Raw genomic sequence first — 26,089 nt, forward strand, 5'->3', positions numbered from 1 at the left:
AACCGGGTGAATATTACATGAGCTCGACTGGCGAGTACGGTGGGTTGTGGCGACGCCAGGACAGGACCTCCAGTTCGGCCGAGGTAAGGGGCGGCTTGCGCCAAAAGACTGTGACGTGGCGGGAAAGAGTTGGTTAACAGCGCCGATACATGGCACACCCTCGTCGCCCCATAACATTTACGCCAATGGGCGCGACTTTTCGCCTCGATCTCGGTGGTATGTTCCTAACCGCGGCGCGCAAGCTCTGGCCACAGATCTCTGAGTGGCACCGGTAAGTGGTCGATGGTTTGTGCCACCTCGCCCGGATCCAGCCGCTTGAAAATTACCTCGAAGATGCCACACGCGACGAGGCGAGCTTCCATGGGGAAATTCGCCGGCAACTCGAAAGCAATATGGGCGCAGAATGCGTTGACCGTTTGATCGCGTACCGGCTTTCCCGCGAGTCTCCAGCCCTCGAAGTAAACCCCGCGAATCAACATTGGTAGCTGCGCGCTGAAGCCGACTACGCTTTCAGGAGGCAGGCGGTCGCGCAGGGCATGCAGCGTCGCCCGCAATGCGGTATATGCATGGCCCTGGTTGTTCAAATCAAGCTGTTCGGCAGTGGCCCTGAGCCAGATATTCGCCTCCTCTACGGCGTGATCAAAAGTCGGGTATCTGGTTGGCATAGGGTACTCCCGCGCCGATAAAAAGCGGTTCGCTTGATTGTCTCTACCCGGGACACTCGTGCTATGCCGTTCGGGCAGAAATCTTGTTGACGTGCGTCAAATTCGAAGAAATCGCATGTGGACGGCTCATCGCAGACTGATTGCCGAGTCTATCGGGTGTATCGACGCGGCTTGCTTCGAAGGCCTTCCTCAGCTGGGCACCCGGCAAGGTAATTGGATGATGAGCAAGCCGCTGGTCCGCTTGACGTAGAGGAGTCCGGTACCCCCGTTGGATTACCTTCGATCAAAATGAGGACGTTTTTGCCGCGCAGTGTTCACACTTGACGATGACTTAGCATTTTCAGTACCGTGCGGACGCAAAGATCATGTAAAGTTATCGGAAAGTTTTGTTACAAGGAGAAGCGGCAAACTGCTGGCAGCAGGCTGGATGGAAGTGCTCGGTATAGCGCAACATTCAAGGCCGCATCTTCGAAATTGGGATTCTGGTCCAGAAATCATCGCGGACCTCCCACCCGAATTGTCGCGCAGCAGCTCGGCCCCTGAAGGACTCGCTCGCCTTCCGTTGGTAGGCGTGGAATCCGAACTCTGCCTCCACGGCGCGTGACGCACTAGTGCTGCCCGATTGTTGGTAGAATGTCCGGCAATGTGACGGAGGAATTCTGCCTAATCTCCCCAGCAAAACGTCGGGCTCCCACGTCCAGAGTTGGTTTTGTCGTTTCTGTGACATAATGGCGTTCGGCTCAGCCGCTGATGCACTCTCATCTAACCCCTTGACTAAGAGGGAAATTGTTTCTGATGCTGCTTCTGTTCGGTTGGCACGACTTTTGAACCGTTCTGACGAGGCAGCAGGAGCTGCCCTGGTGCATGACAGAAAGTGTTGCCCGGATTTGCCAAGCCATGGCAGGTATTTGCATCGGTGCTGATCGAGATGTGAACCACCCTGATCTGATAGATCACCCCGAAGATGGGCATCCAGCAGCCGCTCCCGAAGCAATCATGCTGGATTGGAACGCGGCCGGCGCTGCAATGGGCGCCCGGGGCGGGAGGGAGGGTTCTCGGCTGGCAGTGTAGGCGAGCCGGATCCTCTCTACGGACTAATACCGTTTTCGGCCGCTTCGAGAAGTCCTTGGGCATCTACCGATGCGACAACCAGCTTCTCGCCAGATCTGGAGAAATACCGATGACCGCATATCAAACCGAACGTTTGATACTAACCTCCGCGCGATCCGATCACGAGGCGGAGTTATTCAAGCTGCACAATGATCCCTTGGTTCAGAAGGCAATCTTCAGGAATGTGCCGCAGAGCAATGAGGATGTGCATAAGTGGCTTGATTGGTTTTTGGCTCAGTGGCGCAAGAACGGCTTCGGCGACTGGATGGTCTACGAACAGGTCGATGATGTGCCGATTTTCATCGGTCGCTGTGGCCTGCGCGACTACGAGGAAACTAATAATCTGGAATTTGCGTATGCTTTTTTCCAAAATAGGACGGGGCGAGGTCTGGGGCCTGAGGCCGCACGCTTTACAATAACACACGCCCTACAAAACTCGACTAAAGAAAAGATTGTCGCTTTCATTGGGAAGGACAACGCCAGATCACAGAAGGCGGCTAAGAAGCTAGGGTTTCGCTATGTTGACGACAGATTCTATTTTGGAGAAACCGTCAAATACTACGAACTTGCCCGGGAGGACTATTTTTCCCAAGCGTCGTCACCAAGTCGCCCGATCAGGGTTGACCAGCTTCCCGAGGATCCGACGCGCTGAACGGCATGGTCCGGGCGTCGAGAACGCCCGGTTCATCCAGATCACAGCAAATTGCAGCGCACCTTCGGCTGCGCCGTATTAGGCGCAGGCGACGGCAATCTGTCGCCCCTCTCTCGGCGAAGCAGTGAAATGGACGCACCGCAGGGGCGGCGGCTGGGCTGAAATCCAACCCGACGGCCCCATTAAATGGTAAATCTGTTTCCACAGCGGCGATGAACCAGACTTCATCGCTCGCAGGTCAACTTTCAACAGATGGGGTGATCGGGGTCGGCCCCCGAGCAGAAATGAGGGCGGCTGCTCCTCTCGTGATGTGAGAACGTGGTCCATTTAGATCGCCACAAGCATCAGGAAGGAGCAGCCCTGAGGTCTTCTTTTGCCGGACTGGACTTGTCTTTGGAAGAAACCGCTATTTGCGTTGTTCACGAGAGCGGCCGCGTTGTGAAGGAAGGCGGACGGCGAGCGAGCCGCAGGCGCTTTATGAGACCTGCGCAAAGTCGATCTGCCATTGGAACGCATCGGGCTCGAAGCCTACTCTCTGGCGGCCTGGCTTTAGATACTCTTCGCGCCGAAGCATTGCCGGTGATTTGTGTTAACCCGACTGGAAAATCCAGCGATTGAGACGATGCCGAACAAGACAGATCGCAGGTCGAGCCGCTTCCGGCGATCGTGGCCACAATGCTGGCGTATTCGGGCGACTGACAAAGGAGGCCTCAATATCTCCCGCAAGGAGAAAGTCGTGCTTGGTGGCCTCCGTGAAGGAGACCAAGCCGGCGGCAGTCGCGCCTTAGTAGCTTTAAAAATAAATGGTCTACCGCGAATCTCTAGCCTCGATCCAAGCGACCTCTCGTCAATGGCCGAACACGACTGTCATGGAAAGCGCTTATACGCTTCGCCGATGAAATCAGATCCAACCGCCAGGCTACTTTTTGGTCTGCACAAGGAAAGAGCTGATTCACTCTGTATCTGTAGAGCGAGTGTATGCTCCTTTACCGCGGGAACTTGCCAGCCTGCGCGACCCCAACACAAGCAGCACCGCTATGAAGCCAAGTTGCTAAACCAGGCGAAAAGGAACATCCACATTGTCGGCAGGATGTCGAATTCTCACGTCATTAGAAAGGGGCTACAGGTTGTTCCCCTCCACCAGCGGGCTGAAATGGTGTGATCGACCAACTGATCAAGTCGACAGCACGCGCAAGTATCGCCTCGGTCCGAGCACGGCTGGGTGACGCGGCGATGACATAGCCGATCCGGTCTCGGTAATCGCCTCTTCTAACGATCAGTGTCTTAGGCTGGACAGTAAATTTGACCTCGACCACACCTGCGACCGCAGCGGCTCGGCTGCTGCCGTCGATCCAATCCAGGATGCCATCGCGATCTGGAAGTAAGGAGCGTAAGACGACGGTCTGCGAATCCCCTTTGCGCAAATCCCAGTCCTCGCCAATGACTAGCTTGAGGTGCTCGGTAATGAGATCTACACCGTAACCCAGCTGAATCAGTTTAGGATCACCACCCGCCATACGCGGATTGACTTCAATGACCACTGGGCCACGCTTTGTCCACCGGAATTCAATGTTCGTTGGCCCCCAGCAAAGGTTGAGAGCTCGCAAACAGATCAGCGATAGATCGGCGATTCGCTTATGTGCGTCATCATCAAGCGGAGCGGGAAAAATGTATTCACGGAAGACGAAATGAGGTGGTGGGCCAAACTCAGCCATGGCAATCGCAATGACCTCATTTCCCATTATGTTGGCACAGTAGTGTGGGCCCTGTACGAACTCTTCGACCAATATCCTCGGCGCGGTCCGCCACGCTTGCTTTTCCAATAGAAAGGTGGTCTGTTCAGCAAGTTCCTCGGCGTTGCGGCACAAACTAACGCCGATGCTGCCACTGCCTTCCGAAGGCTTCAGAATTACAGGGAAGCCGATCTCCACAGCACAGGCTTCAACCTCCGTCGCGTTCGCTGCCAATCGATAAACAGGTACTGAAACACCAGCGTCCGCGAGGATCTGACGTTGAACGTATTTATCGCAACACCGTTCAGTCGCGCTGGGGTTCGGCCCCGGTAGATCGAAGTGCCGGCAGAGCTTACCAACAGTCACAGAGACCGACTCGTCGTCGCCTGCAAATCCGGTGATACCAGCAATGTGATAAGTAGCACGCAGGCGGGAGCATTCGCGGATCAGCGCATCAAGGTTATCTGTATCAACACGAATAGCCTGGATGCCTGCCGCTAAAAGATATTCGTACTGAGTCGGATCAGACGACAGTGTAATTGGATGAAGGCCGAGATGCTGCGCCGCTTTGACATAAAGCGGACCATTGCTTCCATGGCCTTCAAGCAGGATTAGCGCCCTTGTTACCATCTGTCTTTCTCCGTATGGTGCGGGACCCGGGAAGTCTGTCTGCGGTGAGTGACTTAGAGTTGGCGTGATATACCACTGTCAGCGACCTTCAGTCGTTAAGCTTTTGTGAAATCTCGTGTAAAACTTACAGTCCAAATGATCCAGCGTTGATGAATCCATTGTGACCTACAGATGGTCTTGCCTGAGATTCAACGTTCACTTTGATGAGGTGGATGATGGCAAGGGTCGAGCCAGGGGCTTCGGTCCGCGCGTTGAAGCACGCCAGGCGGCCGCCCGGTTCGGAATTGTAGTATTGAGTGCGATCCGTTGGGTCGCATCCCAAGATTGGCGAGCGAACGTTCCGGCCGCAGGGCTGGATGTTTATTAGGACCCTCGGGCCTGGTGACTCCAGTCTCTCCGGTCCGCTCTCCGCATAGGCCACGTCCAGAAAACTCGAAACTATGCTAGCGCTCGCAGGCTCCTCTGATCGGAATCGTTAGAGTCGAGTATCCTCTGATACGCTGCCAGTCATACGCTTTTCCTCGCAATCGATTTAGGCATCCTGAGGAATCGCGCGCCGCTAACGAGCGCCTTGCTTAGCCGACTGTCACGGCTTCCGATCGCGCGATGTTTGCACCTACGGCCCTAAGATGGCTGTTTGCCGGATGGGTGACAAGCCGGTGGATCGCAGGTGACCCACGCCACTGTTTTGGCGAGTCCGTGACACACGTTCGGGTTGGCTTCTGATGCGCTCTCATCTAAGTAACTGAAAACATTGCGAGACCGTTCCTGATGCTGCTTCTCATAAGGTTGGCACGACTTTTGGACCGGGTTTAGCGAGGCTGCAGAAGCTGCCCTAGGCGAGTAGCTGAAAGTGTTTCGAGGATATGCCACGCACTACTTGTCGGACGAGAGGATGGTTCCCGCGGCAACCTGGCTCAGGCGCGCTACGCGCTCAACCGGGTGGTACATTGGCCGTTGCCAGACGTCTTCTTAAGCCAGTTGTTTTATTGTCGGCGTGCGACTGCCAGGGGGCGGAACATGGTCCATTGAAGTGCAGAGGCGGAACCGCCACCCGCCACCGGATCAATGATGCTTGCGGATTCCTACCGCCGGGGCACCCGCCGTGGGGATTTTCGCCTCCAACGGGCGGTTTGGAGAAGCTTGTGCGCGACGCATTTGAACCGGATCAAGTTGATAATGGCGCAGCGGAGCCTCGGGCAGGCAACAGGAAAAGGGGTTCCGTACAGATGCTCGTACCACGATTCAGATTGAGCCTTCAGGCGATATTAACGTTGCCTTTGGAATCGAGTAGCGCGCCGGGCGCAGCCAAAGCGATGGCGTGGGTTGCGCATGGCCGTCAGTTCCGGCCCACAGAGCGGCCAGGGCGTATTGAACCACATATCCTTCGTAGCGCGTACCGCGCGCTCGAGGCGCCGGGCTACAAGGGGTCGGAGCCTCAGGTGGCTGAAGCGCTAATCTCCCTCTTGCGGTCGCTCAGGACGAGGGCTATTTCCGCGCTCAAAGCGGGGCTCGCCTCGCCGACGCAGTCGATGGACCACGACCCTACGCAGGAATGTGTCCGATCTAACCTAGACTGCCGCAACGAGGTCGAAACGCCGCCGCTAGGCACAGGTTTTGCCCTACGAGGGCTCGTTCAGAATACTGCGATGGCAGACCTTGGCGACTCGGTCCCACTTGGTCGCAGTGCGCGCGAAGATATCGCGAATGTTATCGCGCGCTTGGCGACCGATGCCGCGCGTTGTTTGTGCGGCGCGCCTGTTGAGGTGAATGGCGGAAGGGCTATCGCATGACGCGCTTCGCGGGGAAAGTTGCCTTGGTGACCGGCGCAAGTAGTGGCATTGGAGCGGCAATCGCCGACAGGCTTGCCGGCGAGGGAGCCAGGGTCTTTGCGGTTCAACTTGATGAGGCTGGCCGTGTCGAAACGATGGTGGCGGACCTTTGCGACCCCGACATTCCGGCCGTGATTATTGACGAGGTCGTTCAACAGGCCGGCCGGCTCGATATCCTGGTCAACAACGCCGGTCGCATGGTCGAAGCGAAGATTGACGAGACGGCGCTGGACGACTGGCGACTCACAATGGCACTCAATCTTGATGCTCCATTTTTGCTGATCCGTCGCGCCATGCCTCATCTTCGCAAAAGCCGCGGCTCCATCATCAACATCGGCTCCATAGAGGGTTTGGCATCTAACCCCGGGCACGCGGCCTACTGTGCCTCGAAGGCAGGACTGCATGGGCTGACGCGTGCCGTGGCGGTCGATGGCGGGCCAGACGGGGTGCGTTGCAACGGTGTGGCTCCCGGCTGGATCGACACGGATCTCAACGTCAATTTCGTCGCCGCATTGACCGAGCAGGCGCGGGGGCGGCTCGGGGTCATTCACCCGTTAGGTCGAACGGGCCGTGTTGAGGAAGTCGCGGCTATTGTCGCATGGATTGCATCCGACGAGGCTGCATTCGTCACTGGCCAGATCTTTGTCGTGGATGGTGGCCGCACTGCCAAGTTAAGTCTTCCGTGAAGTAAGTCCTCTTCCGAAGGGCCTCGGAACGGGGGCATGGAGCGCCATTCTTGCGCCAGCAGGACCGCCCGGCTTCGAGACAGTCTCGCGACCGCCGCTAAATTAATCGCCTCCGCCGCGACCTCGGGGATCAGATTCTTCGGTTCCTCCAGTACGGCCGCTCGGGTGGGCTCCCAGTTTCTGAGCGAGGTCAGGGAATAATAGCCCGCAGACATCAACGACGGTGTCTCGCGCCTGAAGCCGATTGCTCCTGCACCGGACGCAGAAATAGTCGAGGCTGAACGCCTGGGGCGTGCGTCGGTCGAAGCGATCGCCCTGGAGAGCCAAGTGGTAATCGCTCGCAAGATCGCGCCTACTTCGTTGAGTCTGGGACACGGCACCAGCTTCGGGCCCCGGTGAGAGATGGCGGAATGTTCGACCAGCTTTGGGGGACTGTGGACGGAACATGCGAAATCGCTGAGTGCGCTGGGCTCCTAGCCAAACGAGGCGTGTGGCAGGCCATTGCGTGGACCGACCCGACTAGCTATCTCCAGTTAAAGGGGCCCGATCCACGCCGGATTGACGTTATCGAAACCGCAACCAAACATTTGAAAGCCCAATTCGCTGATTGGCGGCATTTCTATTTCATCCGCAGACGAAATCTCTCACTAGCTCTGCGAAAAGGGAACGAGCCTCCGACTGTGGGTTTTGTCGGGTCCATGACGCGTGGCTCGGCTTTGTTGCTGATGCACTCTCATTCAAAGCATTTGATTAATATGCAGAACATTGCTTCTGAGACTCCTTCTGCCCAATTGGCACGACTTTTGAACCTTCCTTGTAGCGAGGCAGCAGAAGCTGCCTGCGGGCGGGTGGCATAAAGTGCCACGCGTATCTGGCAAGCACCTGGCCAAAGGAAACCTAATGGAACCGAGAATGCCTTCTGCGGCAAATGGCGAAACTCAGGCGCACAACGCGCAACTTTGGGAGAATGCATCGCGCAATGCGCTCAATCGGTTAGTACGCTGCTTGTTCGCGGAGGGTCTTCTGGAACGAGATAGATTGTTGTGGTCGTGCGATGGGCATCAAGCCTGGCTCCCGCTTTGGTTGTCACGCCAAGTCTTGCATTTCACCGACTTGCGTCGTGCACCTGCCGGAACATTGCAAAATCGTGGACCCATCGAAGTTCTGGACGGAACCGGTGCCCGGCACCCGATCGGTGATCCCTCCACTCTTATGAGGCAGGTCGCGCGCGGCGTGGAGAATTCGTCTATATCGGACGGAGTGGAAAGTTTTTTGCGTGATGTCGATAATAGCGTGCGCAACGACGTCCTTGCGCGTCGCCACCGGGAGCACTGGAGCGCCACGCTGCGCGAGCGGGTCGCTGAATCAGGCGCGCAAGGGTTTCTTGCCTACCTCGCTAAGAGCCTGCCGACGCACTTAGCAGCCACGACTCTCGACCAGTGGGGCGCATTGGAAGGTCACCCTTTCTATCCGACATGGAAGGCCAAGCCCGGCCTAACGCCTAAGGACGTGACTGCGTTGTCGCCCGAATTCGGTGCTCATGTGCGCGTCCGCATTACCGGGCTGCGCAAGGAATGGGTTTATGTGGAGAAGATGACCCATATCGGCAGCTACTCGGAATGGTTCTCAGAAAAGTTCCCCGACCTCTGGCGCGACTGGGCCAAAGGCCTGAATTCCCGTGGAAAGTCGCCCGAGGACTGGCTTCCCATGCCTGTCCATAGCTGGCACCTTGAGAATTTCGTGCGCCGTGAATTTGCGTCCGAGGTAGCATCCGGCGTTTTCGATCCGAACGGCCCGGAGGTCCTGACACTGCCTTCTATGTCATTCCGCACGATGATGCCGTTCGAACAGGAACCGAGGCCGTTCATCAAGCTGCCTGTGGCGATCTGGATGACGAGCGAACAACGTACACTGCAGGCCAAGTCGATTCACATGGGGCCGCGTCTAAGCACTCTGATTTCTGATATCCTGTCACAAGAAAAGGAACTTCTCGAGAAACTGGAGATCTTCCCCGAAGAGCTGGGCGCAATATTGCATCACCCCGACACGGGCGACGAGCAACCGGGCCGCTTTCTTTCAGTTGTTTATCGTAATGTTGACGCTTTAGCACGTAATGACGGACTTTTCCCCGTTACAGCAGCTGCACTGTTGACGACAAGCCCGATTGATAGTCGCCCGCTCGTTTGCGAATTGGTCGCCAGAAGCGGCGATGAAAGCGACGCTATGGTGTCTGCGTTTTTCCAGGCCTATGCACGCACCGTCATTCGGCCGACGCTCGCAATGTATCTGCTATACGGCATCGCCTTTGAGGCGCATCAGCAAAACAGTATCATCCTTTTCGATGAAATCGGCCGCCCGCGAAAGTTGTTGATCCGTGATTTCGGCGACGGACCAATTTTTGTGCGGTTGTTCGAGGAACGAGGGCACCGCCTGCAGCTTTTCAGTAGCGAGGAGGTCGTACCCTCCACATCCGATGACGACATCAATCTCGTCCGCTCATTCCTCATCGACGCTTGCTTCATCTGTCATCTTCATGAGATGGCACTGTGCCTCACCGAACAGTATACGCTTAAGGGCACGAGCCTTTGGCGCATCCTGCGGGAAGAAGCTGAGGCAACGTTTGACGCCCTCAGGCCGCGCATGTTGTCGGACGCGTTTTGGCTGGAGGAACGCAAGGCTTTTCTTGAGAATCCATGGCCCACCCGCTCGGTGCTCCAGATGCATCTGGAGCGCTATCGCAAGGGTGGGTTGAAGCATCAGCTGCCCAATCCACTGGCTGGATCGGAATGAGATAAGCCTCTAGTGCGCTTCCCGGTGCTTTGTCGCACAGTCTGCATTCGTAAAGGCCTTATAGCGCCCCCCTTCGCCAGGAGTTCCTCATTAGGCGCCGTGCTGCCGCGCCTACTCGAGGGCGAATCGTAAGCGCCACGCCGATCTCCTCGGCAGCGCATGAGGTGAATGTGTGAAGAACCCTGATCGCGAGTGAGGGGAGAGGCTACGAGGGAACAGACAGCAAAATGGAACGCTCATTTGGACTTCCCAACAGCGCTCGAGGTTGTGGACGGTCCAACGGCGAAAATGGAATTTTGTGATCGACTGGTGATCCGAACGGCGGTTGACCTCGAGCAGTTATCGTGATCCGAGCGGTTCGGCCTCGCGACGATTGCACCGCGCGCCGATCTGAAGATCTATGCGGCGACCCGACCGGTTGACTTCCGGCGCAGCATCGACGGATTCGCATTGGCTGTGCAGGACATGCTAGACCTCGACCCATACTGTGGGGCAGCCTTCGTCTTCCGGGAAACGGCTGACAGGACCAAGATTTGGTGTGGGATCACACCTGCCTTGTGCTCGTTCACAAGCGGCTCGAGGGCTCAAAGTTCGTCTGGCCGCTGGTTCGCGAGGGTGATGTGCATGCCGCATCCAGCTGAATCGGGCGGCACTGTACAGCTGGGCAGGTCTGGCCTTTTTCTATCCCAAGCAATAGCCGACCACATGCACGGGCGTCTGGCTGCAGCAGAGCGCCTGTTCATAGATTAGACACGGCGCCGCCACGGCCGGACGCCCGGAAGATCAAGACGGGCCTCTTCTGGGGCAATCGCTTGGCGGCGGCTAGGTGGCCAGGGCCCGCCTATCGTGCTGTTCCACTATGTGCTCGGGGCGGCGGCGAGCATGCCGAACGGCTCCTTCAACGCTTCGGCGGATAATTCCTGCAGGTTGACGCCTCTGAGGGCTTTGACCCGCGGACGCCTGGAGCGGCCACAACATCGTGGTTGCTCGTCCATTGCTGGAGCCACCTGCGCCGATGATTTGCGAATATGGCACGCAACACCAAGTCCCCGATCGCCGAAGCTGCGATACACCGGATCGCGGCGCTCTGCGCCAGCGAGGCACAGTGCCGGCGCATCCGCCTCAAGTGCTCAAGTCCCTCGACTAGGTTGTTCCGCGCCGAATCGGCGCCCCTGAACCCATGTTGAAAAGCAACAGTCGATGATCTCATCCGGCTCGAGTGGCTGCCGACATCCGCTATGGACTCGCTCATTGTGGAGGGCTCACCCGCTTCCTGCACGGCGGCCGGCTCGAACTTGAGACCGGTCGAAAACGCCATTCGGCCACGAGTGGCCGAAAATTGGGCACGGCTCTAATCCGTCGTGGCCACATGCAAGCTCATCCGCGTCAGTGCCTCCCCGCCTAGCTTGCCAAACCCTCGAGGCCATAATCAAAGGCCATCCAAAGAGCCAGATCGAGGAGCCATGCCTTCGCGATTCAAGAGAACGTCGAGCCCGAATTCGTAGGCGATCGGCGCAGCGCTTAGATGAACCCGTCCCAATAGCGCGGAACTCATGCTCGATGACCGACGCATCCGCACTGACGCATTGGCTTGCAGATCACAGCACGCCGGCGCGGGGACCGGAGCGTTCGTGAGGCCGCGCTTCTACACGAGCAACTACAGCCTTGGAACACGCACTTTTCCAAATTGCCTCTGCCCTGACGGCCCCCGGAATATCGCAAACGAGTAATAGCGGCCGCGACGAACGCCAATATCGTCCCCCCGCAAATGGCAAGCGCGCCCTGGCCCTCATGCCAGGTCAGCTTGACCAACCCACCTCCGAAGCGGATCCGAACCTTGTGGCGATGATTCCGTTCGAGAAATTCGCCCCGCACCAACCGCTGAACCACCATGCGGATCGCGTTTCAATCTCTCCTGCACCGTCGGTGACAGGACGGGGAAGCCTGCGCGCATTTCCGTAAAGCCGAAGCACACCTTCACACCTCTCGGACGGGGATCATCCCCGCTCCAGAACATCGTCGGCGGCGGCGCTGGTAGCACCGCGGCGATATCCACCGGGTCGAGTTGCGGATTGAAAGCCGCCGAGATCTGGCAGCGTTCCCTGCGCCACCGGAAAAGCTGGCTCAGATAGATACCGGCACTCGTCCTTCATCCAGGCGCGGGCCACCGATCTGAGCCCCGGAACATAGCGTCTAAATGAATTCAAGGCCGGCTGTTCGCGTAGCCTCACCCAGCGATCACGCAGAACCGGCGGCGCAAGGATCATGTACACTAGAGCGTCAGATGCTCAGGTTGAATCGCGAGGGATTCCGATGATGTGGGGTTTGTGATTCACTTCCGTATGGAGGTGATTTGCCATGCCCAAGCCCTATTCGCTCGATTTGCGTGAACGTGTGGTGCGGTTTGTCGAGACTCTGGCCATTCACGGCGAGCGGCGGCGGCCCATTTTGGGGTGTCGGTTTCGTTCGTCGTGATCCTGATGCGGAACTATCGAGAGACCAATAACCTGGTGCCCAAGGCCAGCGGTGGTCGCCGCCATTCCAAGCTCGATCCGCATCGTGCGTTCCTGCTTAGCCGTGTGGTCGAGAAGGATGACATCACCATGCCGGAGCTTGCCGCCGATCTGGCCGCTGTAACCGGCGTCCAGGTTGCTCCTGCTTCGATCTCGCGTTGGCTCATCAGAAACGGCTACCGCTCAAAAAAACGCTGCTGGCCAGCGAGCAAGAGTAAGCGGGTAGCTGATGCCGTTCAGCGCTGGTAGTTCCAAGGCATAAGCGCCTCGATATCGCTGTTTGGCCAGCCATTGGCGATACGCTCGAGGGTCTGGGTGAGCCAGGCGTGCGGATCGACTTGGTTCATCTTGGCGGTGGTCAGCAGCGTGGCGATGGTGGCCCATGTCCGTCCGCCGCCGTCGCTGGCGGCGAAGAGGCTGTTCTTTCGAGTAATTGTCTGTGGCCGGATGGCGCGCTCGACGGTGTTGGAGTCGATTTCGATGCGGCCGTCGGCGAGGAAGCACTCGAGCGCGGCACGCCGGCCGAGCGCATAGCGGATCGCCTCAGCGGGCTTCGATTTTCCCGACAGCTTCGGCAGCTCCTTTTCCCACAGCGCAAAGAGAGCGGCAACGACGGCGGCGGATTTCTCCTGACGCGCAGCTATCCGTACTGCTGGATCTTGGCCGCGCACGGCCGCCTCGGCGGCCCACAGCGGGGCCATCTGCGCCACCGTCTGCGAGGCAATAACGGAGGAGCCTGCGGCTGCAGTTCGTAGAACTTGGCCGCACGTGCGACCAGCACGCCGCCAGCAGCACGCCATCATTGCCCCGATCGGATCGGGCCAGCCGGTTATAGGCGGCGTATCCGTCGACCTGCAGGATGCCGCGATAGCCTTCCATATGGCGGGCGACGCATTCGCCGGCACGGCTGTCTTCGAAGCGGTAGGCGACGATGGGCGGTCCGCTGCCACCGAACGGCCGATCATCGCGGAGATAGGTCCAGAGGTAGGCCGTCTTGGCCTTGCCCGATCCTGGGGCCAGCGTTGGGAGGGTGGTCTCATCGGCAAAGACCCGCTCACCCTGCTTGATGCGGGTCAGTGCGTAATCGGCGAGCGGCTCGAGCTCGAAGCCGACCTTGCCCATCCACTGCGCCATCTGTGACCGGTCGATCTCGACCTGATCGCGGGCATAGATCGCTTCCTGGCGGTAAAGCGGCAGGCCATCGGCGTATTTGGACACGGCGATCTGCGCCAGCAGCGCTTCGGTCGAATGCCGCTTTCGATGATGCGGGCGGGAGCGGCTGCCTGGATAACGCCGTCCCAGCCCTTGTAGGCATATTTGGGGCGACGCGTGACGATCACCCGGAACTTCGCCGGGGTGACATCGAGCCGTTCGGAGACGTCCTCGCCGATCAGGATCTTTTCCAGCGCTTCGCAGCCAGCAGGCGTTTCGGGCTCGATAACCACCTCGACCGGTTCGAGATGGGCCGCAAAGCTTTTGCGAGGACGCGGCGCGCGCTTCGCTTTCGAGCCGCCCGCAGACTTCTCCATCTGCGCTTCGATGGCCGCCACGCCGGTCTCGATCTCGTCGAAGACGAGCGCATACTGCTCCTCGCTCAGCGTACCGGTCCGCCACCTTTCGGAGCGGCTGCCGAAGCGCGACCGCTCCAACGTCTTCACCACCGCCGTCAGCCGCGCGATCCGCTCATCAGCGCTCTTGTTGACCAACTCGAGATGGATGTTGCGCTCCTCCAGAAGAGCGGCCTTTTTGGCCATGACAACAATCATCGCCTTGAGCGCGTCAACGTCGTCCGGGAGCGCAAGATCGGGTGCCGACATAGCCAAATCAGAACATATTCGCGGGCAATTTTCCCGCTTTTTCAGCTCCCTGATTCATCATGCCGCAGTGTTTTACCCAACCGATTGCGGCCGCCTGACGGTCTCCGTCCGAACCCGTTTCCAGTCCATTCCGTCAACCAAAGCCATGAGCTGGGCATGATTGAGTTGGACCCGGTGGTGGCCGATCCGCGGCCAGCAGAACTTCGCGTCGTCCAGCCGCTTGGCATAAAGACATACCCCGCTGCCGTCCCACCAGACGATCTTGATCCTGTCCGCTCTTTTGGCGCGGAAGACATAAAGCGCGCCGTTGAACGGATCCGAGCCGGCATCGCGCACCAGTGCCAGAAGGCCGTCGGGACCTTTTCTAAAATCGACGGGATGACTGGCGACCAACACCTTCACGCCGACCGGGATCATGCCTGGCGAACCGCCCGGATGATCCTGGCCAAATGATCCTGGCCGACGTCGGCGCCGGCCCGAATGACACATCGCCCAAACAGATCTCCACTGTCGAAGAGGCCGCTTGGGTGACCTCGACAAAGCCAAGCCGATCCGCATCTCGCTGCGGCGTGACCGCACCGCTCTTGATCGCCTTGCTCCGCCAGCCGAACAGCTGGGCTGGCGCCATCCCCGCTTGTCTGGCGATGGCCGATACATTCGCGCCCGGCTTCAGTGTCGCCTCGATCAGCCGCGACTTCGCTTCCGCCGACCAGCGCCGCCGCGGACGCTGCGGGCTTGCCTCCAGCCGGTTCGGAACCGCCTCAAGGACATGGAAACTTCAATCATCAGGCATAGGCGCAGACATAGAAATTGACACTGTAGACTCCTCGGCTTCTTCAGTGTCACTATCTCTCGCTCATCACCTCAAGCCGCGCCAGATGGGGTCGGCTTGGCGCTTACGAGCAAGATCGTCCCGACATCAGCAAGGCGCGGCAGGACTTCGCCAAGCTCAAGGCTCAAGGCGCCTCTGCGCGCAAAGGCCATCAGGACCATCGACGCCCTGTGGCAGGCCATTGGCGATATCTGCAATCTCTTCTCCCCAACAGAATGCAGAAACTACTTCGCTGCCGCAGGATATGGACTCACATGAACGTCCGCCGCTCTAGAACGCGTGTCGAACGGTTTAGTGTGGATCTCCGGACGGATCATTTAAGCGGAAGAGCAGCGAACCGAAATTTGAGCCCCGTGTAGCCATTCTCAGGGCAAACGGTCCGCCAACCGATCCGGGATACATTCGCCCGTGGAGCTGGCGCGCCAGGGAAAGGGCGCGGTCATAATTGCTGTCCAAGTGGACACGCAATACTGAAGTATCAAGCTCTATCACCACGGTTCTTGATCTAATCGCGACCAAGCGGGTGTCCGCGCGCGGAAGAAACCCCATGGCAAAATCAATGTCGCTTATAATGCATATGCCGGGCCCGTCGTTCTCCTTGACACTGATGGCGCTAATGTCGTTTCGATCAAGATGCGCGCGGAGATTGTCGCGATCCGCGACGCTGGCGCACGACAACACCGCTGCGTCACGAGCCACTGTCACGGAACGGGCGTCCCCACGGCCTGTCACAGTCGTGCCCGCGATGGCTCCGTTGCTGGTGAGCGATTTGCAGATAATGGTGACCGCATGCGTTTCTGCGTAATTCACCGCCCTATGGTGCAGCACTTTTGCGCCACATCGCGACATACGCGCGATTGTCCCGTACGCAATCTCCGGAATCAGTTGTGCCCCTGGAACAAGATAAGGGTCTGCCGTGTAGATACCTGGAACATCTGAGTATATTTCGCAAACGTGCTCTCCCAACATAGCTGCAATTACGACGGCTGTCAGATCGGAGCTGTTTCTGCCGAGAAATGTTAACCTGCCAGACTGATCAATTGCTTGGCCACCCGTGGCGATGACAATGTCATGCTCCTGCAATGCTGAAAGAATTTGTTTAGAGTCTGCGTGCTCTATTGTCGCGCGCCCAAAGTCTGAATTAGTGCGTATTCCAAGGGAATAGCCGTTCAGAGACACCACGGAAACGTCCAGCCGGCTAATCGCGGCCTCCAAAAGGCAGGCACTGAGCATCTCTCCGGTTGCAAGGGCCGCATCAAGGTTCGATGGTGATGCTTGCTTGTTGATTTCGAGCATGACTGCTTTCAGGTTGTCGGTGGTCCCCGACATCGCACTGACCACGACAACGATCTTGTTTTCGCCTGCTGCTAGTCGCTCGGCTAGATGCCTAGCGACTCGACCATAGTCTCCAGAATGCAGAAAGGAAGAGCCGCCGAACTTCAGGACGGTCGCGTTCACTGGCACGTGCGGCGTAGCGGACATATTCACTGCTTCCTCCCGTTAGACCGCGCCAGGCTGCTGACTGGGCATGGCGGTCGACGAGTCGTACAATGTATACGGGGGGCGAATTCTCAAAACTATCAGGACAGGTAGGACGAACGTGATTCCTGCCATCTCCATGCCTGGGTGTGGCAGCTTTCTGGGTTGCCGCCCGTGATGCAAGGGGCTTCTGCCCTTTTCGACGTATGATCGAGTGCGGTCTTCTGTCAGGCCTCCATGTGCGGCATCTCCAGAAGTCGCTGGCCGGTATGGTGATCTGCAGGTCAGGTCCAACCCTCAACAGCGATGCACACTGCGATGCGGTCTGGGGAGGGCGATAACCATCCAATCTCAACGTTTGTCCTTGGTCAACCCAGGCGACTGATTTGCGGTTTGCCTAACAGGCTTCGTGCGGATGGTGCAAATGGAGCGATGCAGCTATATGGGCAACTCGGTGACGAGGTGGTCGGCAGAAGCGAACATGCTCACTCCCTGAGTGCGGTCTGGATGAAGCGCTCGGCCTTGCCGTTGATGTTGGGTGTATAGGGCTTGTCTTGATATGGTTGAGCCCGAAGTCGCGACGGGCTCCGGCAAACCTTTATCTTAGCAGGAGCCGTCGTCTGTCACGACGCGTACGGTGACGCCGAGGCTTGCATAATAGGCGACAGCCACCTTTAGGAAAGCGACGGCGCTTTTCTTCTCCGGACAGGATCTGCGAGAAGGAAAGGCGGGAGTGGTCATTTATGCAAACCTGGACGAACTCCCAGCCGTCGCCGCGAGGCTCGCCTTTTTCCGGATCACCCGTGATGCGGTGCCATCTGGCTGAAGCGGCCGAGCTTGTTGATGTGGACGTGGATTATCTCGCCCTGCTCGCACTCGTAGCGCCGGATTGGTTCGACAGGTTCAATGTCCTTCAGTCGCCACAGCCCGGCGCGCTTCAGCACCCGGCTGGCCGCAGCCAGCGACAGCCCACCTCCATGGCAATGTGCTTGCCGGTCAGCTGCCGGCGGCGCAATGCCAAGGATGCGCTCGGCCACCGCCTGTTCGTTCATGCCCGGAATGGCAAGGGTGCCCCGGATCAGCGGTCGACTATGCGGGCCCGTCCCTCGGAATTGTAGCGCTCCCCCAAGCGCGCGACGATCTTTGGCGACACACCGACGTCCGAGCCGCATCGGCTTTAGAGAGACGGCTTTCAATAAACAGTGCGATCTCCTCTCGACGCAGCGGCGTCAGACGGGCATTCTTGTGGACGCTCATTCGGTCCCTCCGGTGAGTGCTGAGGTAGCTCCAGTCTCCTCCGTCCGGTCCGAATGGACAACCTCCCGGAAGCTCACAACTACGCCATCCCGAATCAAGGTCCCCGCCCACGCCAGGCCCCGTTTCGAAGTAGCTCCCGCTTATGACGCTGCTTGGCTGGAGATGGGCAATTGCTGCGCTAGCCGTCTGCTAGGACGGCCGTTAGCTTTTCGGCTCCGGATCGAGGACATGGTAGAGTAAATTGGGTCACGCAAGCTGCGCGACTATCGCCCCGGTATCGGAGCTGGTATCACTGAGGCGACGCATCCACGATAGTGGGGATGTTGGCTCGGGTCCAGCCGGATGAAGAGGACGAGTTTTTGTAGGCTACGACCCAGGACGAGCCTCAGGTCTTCAAGTGCTCAAGACCGCACCAGGTGCACCGACCCGAGCCGCAAGCACGTTTGAGACCACCCGGGATAATGATGCATATGTTTGACTCGGGATGCCGTGAGAAGGGCATCATGCATAGGTTTACCAAAACCATCCCTCGACGAACGGGCAGGTCCAGCACATGAACCGCACCACCATGGACGCGATCGTCAAGCGATTCCAATATGACAGCCGCGATCTGCGCGGCTTCAGGACTCGTCCGCGCCTACGACTTCGGAGGCCGTCTAAAGACACTCAGGGGTCTCAGGGAAATTCAGTCATAAATCAACCGCCCAATGCTGGAATTAGAGATTTGCGACCGTAGAGTTACGTGAATTGATGAGTATACAATCATAGTTTGAGAATTCGCTAAAATTGCTACAAATCTGAAACTCTCAGCATCATGTAATTCACACTAGATATTATTTTTTCCCGCGCCGATGTGATAGAGCCTCTACCAATGCCGACCTGCCCAAGGGCGGCCGCCACCTTTCGATCGGCATGTTGAGCATCAGTGACGTTACATCCGGCGTAATGGCCGCCGAGGAGGGTATGGCATGACTGCGTTCTCTCGTTTTGAGTGTTGGCAACAGTGTGTCCAATCAGAATAGCTGGTGCGTCGATCCCGAGGGCCGCCAAGGAGCTGGTTGCGGTCGAATTCGGCCGGTTTCTGGACAAGACTGATGGTGTTGCTCAATCTGAGCAGCTGTTCGACCTGTTGTCTGCTTTTGCTCTGAATTTTGATTGCCCCTGGATCGCCTATGGATCATTTACACCCCGCCAGGAGATTTTGCAGCCGGTCCGACGCGATCCGGCAGTCATGCTGAACTATCCTGACGAATGGCAGGAGCGCTATTTCGAAATGGGCTATGACAGGATAGACCCCATCATCAAGGCGAGTCGAAAGTGGGCCGGCGCGTTTCGATGGAGCGAGGTGTACAACGACGCAAGCACGACTGAAGAGCAAAGGGTCGTTTTCGAGGAGGCTGCAATGTTCGGCTTAAAGTCAGGCGTTAGTGTTCCATTGCATGGCCCGCATGGCCGGCTTGCGATCATGAGCTTTGCTCAGCCTTGGGACGGGGAAATTCAAAATACAACAGTCACCTACTTGCAACTTGCTGCGCTACATTTCCATCTACTAGTTGGGGGCTTCGCGGATTCGAGCGGAATGGAGGACCTTCCTAACCTCACTCCAAAAGAAAGAGAATGCATCCTGTGGACAGCTCGAGGGAAGTCATCGTGGGAGACAGGACAGATTCTTGGAGTATCTGTAAATACAGTGAATTTCCATCTAAAAAATGCGATGCGAAAACTACACGCTTCAACTAGAACTTTCGCTGCTGTAAAGGCCATAAGCTTCGGAATTATCGAGTTGTAAAGCTGGAAGCCCCGCTCCCGGATCCGACGCGAGTTCGGCTGGAGGCGCCCGTCAGGGGCGAGGTGCCGAGCCACATTAATCCGCCAAGCGGATGCGCGTTTCTCCGCGCTGCCCACTCTCAGTCGAGCGATGTCGCCTCGAAGTGCCGCCCTTGATACGCTACCGCAGTCAATTCCTCGACTACGACAGTTCGACGATTTCCTGGACGCCATAAAATGCAAGTGGAAATTGGCATTCCGACAGTACGCAAGGCGAAACAGCGCATCCGCAAAGGGACATCTCATTAGTTCGCCGTCAAATCATTGAGGAAGCTATGACCAAGTCACCTGACAACAATTCTCGTCGAGCGCCACACAGGGACGAATACGATACAGTCGGCTCGATCGATACGAACGTTGAGGACGGCTTCACGATGGTCACAGTGGGCGATGTTATTGTGTCTCGGCCGTTGACAAAATTCCAACATCCCGGCTTTGACCACCTCGTTCGCATCCTACATCGCGCTGATGTCACATTCGGCAACATGGAAACGCTTATCTTTGATATTCGTTCCTTCAAGGGCAGCCCACAGGCTGAGCACGGAGGCTGCTACCACGTGAGCCTGCCAGAACTCGGCCCCGATTTGAGGGCGATGGGCTTCAATCTGATGAGTCGCGCCAATAATCATTCCCTCGATTGGGGCCTTGAAGGCATGCGCGAGACGAGCAGGGTGCTCGATGAGTGTGGTATCGTCCACGCAGGCGTGGGCGAGAATCTCGCACAAGCCGGAGCCGCCCGCTTTTTGGAAACCGCGCGCGGTCGCGTTGCGATGGTGTCGCTTACCACAACGTTTGCGCCTATGGCTCCTGCGTGCGATCCCGCCGGAGAGGCGCCTGGCAGACCAGGCGTCAATGCGCTTCGTCTGGCCCCTAGCATCCTCCTTCCGCCGGAGATGCTTGAGAGCTTGAGAAGGATACGTGACGTGCTGCCGGGCAGTAAGGCCAGCGAGAAGGATCCAAGCCGCGTGGTGCTTCTTGGGAAGACTTTCAAGGCGGGCGACAAGCCCGATTTTAGTTACGAAGCGGATCCGCGCGACGTCGCCGACGTCCTCCGCAATGTCCGCCGGGGCAAGCAGTTCTCTGACTTCTGCATCGTCACGAATCACGGTCACGAGCCTGATTGGAGTGGGGGGGTGTGTCAGGAACCGGCTGATTACGAGCAGTCGTTTGCGCGTAAGATGATCGATGGGGGAGCAGACGCCTATATCGGACACGGACCGCATCTGCTGCGAGGTATCGAAATTTACAAGGGCCGACCTATAGTCTACAGCTTAGGAAATTTCTTCTATGACGACCTGCGGACGCCTGCCGGGGCTGACATGTTCGAGGCCTACGGCAGAGATCCGCGGATTGACACCGATGCCGAGGTAACGGTCGACGAGGAGGCAAAAGGATACCCGACGCTGGACGGGTTTAGTGGTTCGTTTGCGGCACCGATTTACTACGAGAGCGTCATTGCGGTCAGTCGTTTTGAGCAGAACCAGCTCGCTGAATTGCGGCTTTATCCGATCGAGCTCGGCTTCTGCAAAAGGCTCGCAAATCGTGGCATTCCGCGGCTAGCCACCGGCCAACAAGCATGGGCCATTCTCGAGCGCATGCAGAAGCTCTCCGAGCCGTTTGGGACCGAAATTGCCATCGATGTCGACATTGGAGTGATCAGATTGGCCCGGCCCTGCCAGGATGACGCGGCTCGGACGCGCCAAATTGACTGATATCGGCTCGCAGAAGCGAGAGTCATAGATGGCGTATTCGGCTGTCCGCTAGCCTTTTTCCAATTAAGGTGCCGCGCGTTCGAGCTGATGGTAAATGTGGTCTGTCTTGAAGAAGCGGAGCACTTGGACATCTCGGTGCGGAGGGGATGGGCCCTCTTGCACGGAAACAGATTGGCAAGCACTTCTGAAAGCAAAGCTCGGTCAAGCTTCGATGCCTATGTTAGCCAACCATGACCGAACAGTTTGGGGCGGTGCCGCTGGTCTTCCTCGCAGCCCCGACGCTCGTCAATACGATCCGGAAGCCTTCACAGGCGAAGGCAAGGTGGATGGTGCTTATTCCAAGGGTTTAGTTGCTCATAGAAAAGCGCGGCCTCAAGAACGCTTCTGTCCCCGCGCGGGCGCCCGATGATCTGCATACCCATCGGCAAGCCACGCGGGTCGAAACCTGCGGGAATCCCGATCGAAGGCAGCGATGCCAGCGTAGGGCCGATCACGACCTGCATCCAGCGATGGTAGGTATCCATTGTCCGCCCATTGATCTTCTTGGGCCAATGGGAGGACGCGTCGAATGGGAAGACCTGGGCCGAGGGTAGCAACAGATAGTCGTACCGTTCGAAGAGGCTAACCATCCTAAGGTACCATTCTGTCCTTGCCAGTTGCGCGGCATAGAGATCGTGAGTCGAAAGCGTGCGGCTTTGCTCGACCTCCCACTGGGCTTCGGGTTTGATCAGATCACGCCGTGAAGGGTCGTCATAAGCGTCGTTTAGCTGTCCGGCCAGGGCAGTGCTTCGCAGGGTGACGTAGGTGGTCCACAGCCGCTCCAGGTCGAAACCCGAGGAAATGTCCTCGACTACCGCTCCGGCCTGAGCGAATTTGCCTGCCGCCCCGCGGACCAGATCGACTAGCCCCGGCTCGAAAGCAAGCTGACTAGTCCAGTCGCCAAGCCATCCGAACCGCGCCTTGCGCGGATGAATTGGCTTGAGTTTGTCCAGCCAACGCGGAGCCGAGTCGAGCGATTGCGGTACCCGGTCGTCATATCCGGCCTGCACCGATAGCAGCATGGCCACGTCCTCAACCGTGCGGCCCATCGGCCCATCGACTGTCATCTGGCTGCTGAACGCGTCAATCGCCAAGCGAGGCACCCGCCCGGCCGAGGTGCGAAAGCCGATGACGTTGTTAAATGCCGCCGGATTGCGCAATGATCCCCCCATGTCGCTGCCATCGGCAACAGGCAACATCCGCATGGCGATCGAAACGGCAGCCCCGCCGCTAGATCCACCGCCGATCCGGGTCTGGTCGTAGGCGTTAAGGGTCGTCCCGAAAATCGGATTGTAGCTGTTCGAGCCCAAGCCGAATTCGGGCGTGTTGGTCTTGCCTATGATGATCGCTCCGGCCGCGCGCATCCGCGAGACGAAGATAGCGTCGTTGTCGGGAATGAAATCTCGGAAGAGGGGCGAGCCATAGGTAGTGAGCAGCCCCTTGGTGTTCGCGAGATCCTTAATCGCCTGAGGCACGCCGTGAAGTGGACCAACCCTCTCCCCGCGAGACACGGCCACATCCGCCGCGGCCGCCTCTTCCAACAAATCGCGCCGGGGACGAAGCGAGATGATCGCGTTGACCAGCGGGTTCACCTGCTCGATATGGTCCAGATAAGCGGTTATCACCTCGACCGCCGAGATATTGCGCGCCCGGATCAGGCGCGCAAGTTCGACAGCTTCGGGTCGGCATAACTCCGGAATACATGCGGCTGTTTGCGACGAGATTCACTATTCATATCCAGCCCTGCCTCATTAAATCGGGATTAGCTTAACTAGCCTCAAGTCGAGATCGACGACATAGCGCTAACCTCTCGGTCCGGGTCCAATCAACGTCCACCACCCCAGCACCATAGCAAAGCCTTGGGTTGCGGTGCGCCAACGTATCCTAGATGTGGCGTGGGTCTGTTATCCTCGTATAGGCATACACGTCAGGGACGGACTCTGGCCTCGCGATTTGTTCAGGATATGGTCAAGTTATCTAACGTGGAAGGCGGCCGGTCATCGACGTGGCGGGTTACCTCAAAGCAATTAAAGGATGAAGTCGCAAAAAAATCGAGTACCGATTGATTTTATTTCGAGTGCCCCGAGAAGCCCTTTTCTGTAGCCTTCTGCGTGCGTGAATTAAATATCCAGCGGAAGCCCAATTGTGTTGGACACGGGTTATCGTGCCGAAAATTCGGTACTTTCTGTGCTGGTACAAAGCCGCGGTCGGTATCCATTTTGGGAGAGTTCAGATGGCGTATTTTACTAAGCGTGGCGAGCCCATGCCTAAGCTCATCGCTAGTCTCGCCGAGGAGGCAAAAAAGGGCGGTGTGGACCGGCGCGAGTTCCTGGCGCTCGCTTCCATCTTTGGCGCGTCGACAGCTATGGCGTACTCGATGCTGGATGCAATCCCGCAGGCGCATGCCGCGCAGGCGCCTAAGAAAGGCGGAACTCTGCGAGTTGCAATGTTGGTCTATGGTCCGAAGGATCCCCGCCTAAGCGACTATTCGGAATTGTCTAACATCTACCGGCAATTCCTCGAACCGTTGATCAAGTATACCAATGAATACACTTTTGAACCCAAGCTTCTTGAAAGCTGGGACACGAATGACGACGCGACGGAATATGTCCTGCACGTGCGGCAGGGTGTCAAGTGGAACAACGGAGATGACTTCACGGCGGATGACGTAATGTTTAATCTGCTGCGATGGTGCGAAAGGGATGTGCCTGGAAACTCAATGGCGTCGCGCATGGCCACACTAATTGATCAAAAGACAGGCAAAGCGATAGAAAGCGCCATCACCCGAGTTGACGATTACAAGATCAAACTCAAGCTGCCAAAACCCGATATCACGATCATTCCCGGACTTTCCGATTATCCTGCGTTAATCCTTCATCGTGACTACGAAAAAAGCGGGTCGGACATCGTTGCGCATCCGATAGGTACGGGACCTTTTGAACTAGTGTCCTACGACGTCGGCCAAAGGGCCGTCCTGAAGCGTAGAACAAATGGTAGTTGGTGGGGAGGTGAAGCCTACCTGGACGAGGTGCAATTCATTGACTATGGAAGCGATCCGTCGCCTGTTCAGAGCGCTTTCGAATCAGGCGAAATTGATGCGAACTACCAGACGTTCGCAAATTATGTCGCGGCGTACGATAGCCTCGGATTAGTGAAATCGGAAGCAAAAACGTCGACGACGCTAGTGTGCCGGACCCAGGTCACTACTAAGCCGTACGACGACCAGCGGGTGCGCAATGCGCTACAGTTGGCAGTGGACAATAGTGCTGTGCTGCAAATTGCCTATAATGGCGCTGGCAGCGTTGCTGCGAATTACCACGTGGCACCACTGCACCCCGAGTTTTTCCCAGTTCCGGAAAAGAAACGGGATGTTGAGGCTGCCAAGCGCCTTATGGCCGAAGCTGGCCAGATGGACTTCGAGCACGACATCATCAGTAATGACGAGGATTGGCATAAGGACACGGGCGATGCGATTGCTGCGCAGTTGCGGGAGGCGGGATTCAAGGTGAAGCGCACGGTTCTCCCCAGCAGCACCTTTTGGAACAACTGGTTGAAATACCCACTTTCGACAACAAACTGGAACATGCGCCCTTTGGGTGTGCAAACCTTGGTCCTTGCCTATCGCAGTGGCGCTGCATGGAACGAGACTGCCTGGTCAAACCCGGAATTCGATAAAAAACTCGACACGGCGTTGACCGTCCCAGATCCACAAAAGCGCAAGACGCTGATGCAAGAAATTGAAACGCTCCTGCAGGAATCCGGTGTCATTATACAGCCTTATTGGCTTTCTTTGTTTAGTCATTCGACAAAGCAAGTAAGGGGCTATGCGATCCACCCGACATTCGAGATCGACCTCGGCAAGGTTTGGCTCGACCAGGCCGCGTGAGATTGGTGATCTATCACGATGGGTAGAGTCATGGGGTTTCCTCGGGAGAGCAAGCCCCAAGGCCCAATCGACATTCAGAATTCAGATTGTCACTTACGCGTCATAGTGGCAGCACATCGAAGACCTATTGCCGGGCAAGGCTGGCGATCCCGATCGCAGCGACGGAGACAATCGCCTGTTCGTGAACGGCGTCCTTTGGGTCTGCGCTCCGGAGCGCATTGGCACGACATTCCCGAACGATGCGGCAAAGTGGAAGACGCTCCATAAGCGCTTTAGGCGCTGGTCGGAGGCTGGGGTATGGGAACGTGTGTTCGCCGATCGGATCCATGATCCTGGCAAGGATTATTTGATGCTCCACAGCACTCTGGTCCGCGGCCCAGCAGGCAGCGACCCGAAAAGGGGGCAAGAACCAGGCTTTAGGGCGCTCCCGAGATGGATTGACCACCAAGATCCACATGGCCATGGGTGAGGCGACGGCAATCATGTTGACTTCTCCTGGCCAAGCAATGACGAAATGGACGAGGCTCAGGGCGACAGTTGGCTGAAATCCGACCAGACGGTTTCATCGTAGGCCAAATCTGCTTCCACAACGGCGATGAAGCAGACTTCATCGCTCCAGATGGACTTCT

At 57.6% G+C, this 26,089-nt stretch carries 18 protein-coding genes and 4 pseudogenes; 11 read left to right on the forward strand and 11 right to left on the reverse strand.

Features of this window, described 5'->3' with window-relative positions; genetic code table 11:
• Positions 1–224 precede the first annotated feature (224 nt).
• On the reverse strand, positions 225–665 hold the full coding sequence (locus ACWTU9_RS30595) for a DUF2267 domain-containing protein (protein ID WP_455861572.1): 441 nt from the start codon (positions 663–665) through the stop codon (positions 225–227).
• A gap of 774 nt (positions 666–1,439) precedes the next feature.
• The gene (locus ACWTU9_RS30600; protein ID WP_455861573.1) at positions 1,440–1,637 is read right to left on the reverse strand and encodes a hypothetical protein; all 198 of its coding nucleotides are present in this window, start codon (positions 1,635–1,637) and stop codon (positions 1,440–1,442) included.
• Between the two features lie 208 nt (positions 1,638–1,845).
• Here ACWTU9_RS30600 and ACWTU9_RS30605 point away from each other — a divergent pair, with 208 nt between their 5' ends.
• Positions 1,846–2,427, forward strand: a complete 582-nt coding sequence (locus ACWTU9_RS30605; RefSeq protein WP_455861574.1) for a GNAT family N-acetyltransferase — start codon at positions 1,846–1,848, stop codon at positions 2,425–2,427.
• A gap of 1,109 nt (positions 2,428–3,536) precedes the next feature.
• Here the strand turns inward: ACWTU9_RS30605 and ACWTU9_RS30610 are convergent.
• Positions 3,537–4,790, reverse strand: coding sequence for an ATP-grasp domain-containing protein (locus ACWTU9_RS30610; protein ID WP_455861575.1), 1,254 nt, complete (start codon positions 4,788–4,790; stop codon positions 3,537–3,539).
• 1,789 nt (positions 4,791–6,579) lie between these two features.
• Between ACWTU9_RS30610 and ACWTU9_RS30615 the strand changes: the two genes are divergently transcribed.
• The 4 genes from ACWTU9_RS30615 to ACWTU9_RS30630 all read left to right on the forward strand — a co-directional run bounded on the left by ACWTU9_RS30615 (position 6,580) and on the right by ACWTU9_RS30630 (position 12,860).
• A complete protein-coding gene (locus ACWTU9_RS30615; protein WP_455861576.1) occupies positions 6,580–7,308 on the forward strand; it encodes an SDR family NAD(P)-dependent oxidoreductase in 729 nt (242 codons plus the stop codon).
• Between the two features lie 912 nt (positions 7,309–8,220).
• A complete protein-coding gene (locus ACWTU9_RS30620) occupies positions 8,221–10,098 on the forward strand; it encodes an IucA/IucC family protein (RefSeq protein WP_455861577.1) in 1,878 nt (625 codons plus the stop codon).
• 450 nt (positions 10,099–10,548) lie between these two features.
• Positions 10,549–10,848: a hypothetical protein gene (locus ACWTU9_RS30625; RefSeq protein WP_455861578.1), complete on the forward strand. Its 300-nt coding sequence runs from the start codon at positions 10,549–10,551 to the stop codon at positions 10,846–10,848.
• A 1,703-nt stretch (positions 10,849–12,551) separates the two neighbouring features.
• Positions 12,552–12,860 carry a hypothetical protein gene (locus ACWTU9_RS30630; RefSeq protein ID WP_455861579.1) on the forward strand — a complete coding sequence of 103 codons (309 nt, stop codon included), beginning with the start codon at positions 12,552–12,554 and terminating at the stop codon, positions 12,858–12,860.
• Here the strand turns inward: ACWTU9_RS30630 and ACWTU9_RS30635 are convergent.
• The 5 genes and pseudogenes from ACWTU9_RS30635 to ACWTU9_RS30655 all read right to left on the reverse strand — a co-directional run bounded on the left by ACWTU9_RS30635 (position 12,848) and on the right by ACWTU9_RS30655 (position 15,173).
• The gene (locus ACWTU9_RS30635; protein WP_455861597.1) at positions 12,848–13,060 is read right to left on the reverse strand and encodes a transposase domain-containing protein; all 213 of its coding nucleotides are present in this window, start codon (positions 13,058–13,060) and stop codon (positions 12,848–12,850) included. The two genes, ACWTU9_RS30630 and ACWTU9_RS30635, sit on opposite strands and share 13 nt — an antisense overlap.
• Positions 13,058–13,796: pseudogene (gene tnpC / locus ACWTU9_RS30640) on the reverse strand (IS66 family transposase); the annotation flags it as partial. The pseudogene tnpC and the gene ACWTU9_RS30635, both read right to left, overlap by 3 nt.
• On the reverse strand, positions 13,685–14,428 hold the full coding sequence (locus tag ACWTU9_RS30645; protein ID WP_455861580.1) for an IS66 family transposase: 744 nt from the start codon (positions 14,426–14,428) through the stop codon (positions 13,685–13,687). The pseudogene tnpC and the gene ACWTU9_RS30645, both read right to left, overlap by 112 nt.
• 72 nt (positions 14,429–14,500) lie before the next feature.
• Positions 14,501–14,845, reverse strand: a complete 345-nt coding sequence (gene tnpB, locus ACWTU9_RS30650) for an IS66 family insertion sequence element accessory protein TnpB (RefSeq protein ID WP_455861581.1) — start codon at positions 14,843–14,845, stop codon at positions 14,501–14,503.
• Positions 14,793–15,173 (reverse strand): transposase, encoded by a 381-nt coding sequence (locus tag ACWTU9_RS30655; RefSeq protein WP_455861598.1) that lies wholly within the window; start codon positions 15,171–15,173, stop codon positions 14,793–14,795. Before ACWTU9_RS30655 ends, tnpB begins: the two co-directional genes overlap by 53 nt.
• 204 nt (positions 15,174–15,377) lie before the next feature.
• Between ACWTU9_RS30655 and ACWTU9_RS30660 the strand changes: the two are divergent.
• Positions 15,378–15,518 (forward strand): annotated as a pseudogene (locus ACWTU9_RS30660) (IS630 family transposase); the annotation flags it as partial.
• 33 nt (positions 15,519–15,551) lie between these two features.
• Here the strand turns inward: ACWTU9_RS30660 and ACWTU9_RS30665 are convergent.
• Together ACWTU9_RS30665 and ACWTU9_RS30670 are read right to left on the reverse strand one after the other, a co-directional pair.
• A complete protein-coding gene (locus ACWTU9_RS30665; RefSeq protein ID WP_455861582.1) occupies positions 15,552–16,742 on the reverse strand; it encodes an aspartate kinase in 1,191 nt (396 codons plus the stop codon).
• A gap of 485 nt (positions 16,743–17,227) precedes the next feature.
• Positions 17,228–17,996 (reverse strand): annotated as a pseudogene (locus tag ACWTU9_RS30670) (IS481 family transposase); the annotation flags it as partial.
• Between the two features lie 1,003 nt (positions 17,997–18,999).
• On the opposite strand from ACWTU9_RS30670, the gene ACWTU9_RS30675 reads away from it, so the two are divergent.
• From ACWTU9_RS30675 to ACWTU9_RS30685, 3 genes and pseudogenes are all read left to right on the forward strand, one after another.
• Positions 19,000–19,785 (forward strand): LuxR family transcriptional regulator, encoded by a 786-nt coding sequence (locus ACWTU9_RS30675; RefSeq protein WP_455861583.1) that lies wholly within the window; start codon positions 19,000–19,002, stop codon positions 19,783–19,785.
• Positions 19,786–19,793: 8 nt separating this feature from the next.
• Positions 19,794–19,942: pseudogene (locus tag ACWTU9_RS30680) on the forward strand (oligopeptide/dipeptide ABC transporter ATP-binding protein); the annotation flags it as partial.
• A gap of 156 nt (positions 19,943–20,098) precedes the next feature.
• Positions 20,099–21,535: a CapA family protein gene (locus ACWTU9_RS30685; protein WP_455861584.1), complete on the forward strand. Its 1,437-nt coding sequence runs from the start codon at positions 20,099–20,101 to the stop codon at positions 21,533–21,535.
• A 305-nt stretch (positions 21,536–21,840) separates the two neighbouring features.
• On the opposite strand, the gene ACWTU9_RS30690 is transcribed toward ACWTU9_RS30685, so the two are convergent.
• Positions 21,841–23,298 (reverse strand): amidase, encoded by a 1,458-nt coding sequence (locus tag ACWTU9_RS30690; RefSeq protein WP_455861599.1) that lies wholly within the window; start codon positions 23,296–23,298, stop codon positions 21,841–21,843.
• A gap of 509 nt (positions 23,299–23,807) precedes the next feature.
• Here ACWTU9_RS30690 and ACWTU9_RS30695 point away from each other — a divergent pair.
• Positions 23,808–25,460, forward strand: coding sequence for an ABC transporter substrate-binding protein (locus ACWTU9_RS30695; RefSeq protein WP_455861585.1), 1,653 nt, complete (start codon positions 23,808–23,810; stop codon positions 25,458–25,460).
• Positions 25,461–25,587: 127 nt separating this feature from the next.
• Positions 25,588–25,929, forward strand: a complete 342-nt coding sequence (locus tag ACWTU9_RS30700; RefSeq protein WP_455861586.1) for a transposase — start codon at positions 25,588–25,590, stop codon at positions 25,927–25,929.
• The last annotated feature ends 160 nt before the right edge of the window (positions 25,930–26,089 follow it).

It is taken from the genome of Mesorhizobium sp. 128a, assembly GCF_053848025.1.

What these genes read in the sequence shown, in the direction of transcription:
- ACWTU9_RS30605 (WP_455861574.1), top strand. Translation starts at nt 1,846, where the DNA reads ATGACCGCATATCAAACCGAACGTTTGATACTAACCTCCGCGCGATCC.
- tnpB (WP_455861581.1), bottom strand. Translation starts at nt 14,845, where the DNA reads ATGATCCCGGTCGGCGTGAAGGTGTTGGTCGCCAGTCATCCCGTCGAT.
- ACWTU9_RS30600 (WP_455861573.1), bottom strand. Translation starts at nt 1,637, where the DNA reads ATGCCCATCTTCGGGGTGATCTATCAGATCAGGGTGGTTCACATCTCG.
- ACWTU9_RS30695 (WP_455861585.1), top strand. Translation starts at nt 23,808, where the DNA reads ATGGCGTATTTTACTAAGCGTGGCGAGCCCATGCCTAAGCTCATCGCT.
- ACWTU9_RS30620 (WP_455861577.1), top strand. Translation starts at nt 8,221, where the DNA reads ATGCCTTCTGCGGCAAATGGCGAAACTCAGGCGCACAACGCGCAACTT.
- ACWTU9_RS30595 (WP_455861572.1), bottom strand. Translation starts at nt 665, where the DNA reads ATGCCAACCAGATACCCGACTTTTGATCACGCCGTAGAGGAGGCGAAT.
- ACWTU9_RS30685 (WP_455861584.1), top strand. Translation starts at nt 20,099, where the DNA reads ATGACCAAGTCACCTGACAACAATTCTCGTCGAGCGCCACACAGGGAC.
- ACWTU9_RS30610 (WP_455861575.1), bottom strand. Translation starts at nt 4,790, where the DNA reads ATGGTAACAAGGGCGCTAATCCTGCTTGAAGGCCATGGAAGCAATGGT.
- ACWTU9_RS30615 (WP_455861576.1), top strand. Translation starts at nt 6,580, where the DNA reads ATGACGCGCTTCGCGGGGAAAGTTGCCTTGGTGACCGGCGCAAGTAGT.
- ACWTU9_RS30645 (WP_455861580.1), bottom strand. Translation starts at nt 14,428, where the DNA reads ATGTCGGCACCCGATCTTGCGCTCCCGGACGACGTTGACGCGCTCAAG.
- ACWTU9_RS30665 (WP_455861582.1), bottom strand. Translation starts at nt 16,742, where the DNA reads ATGTCCGCTACGCCGCACGTGCCAGTGAACGCGACCGTCCTGAAGTTC.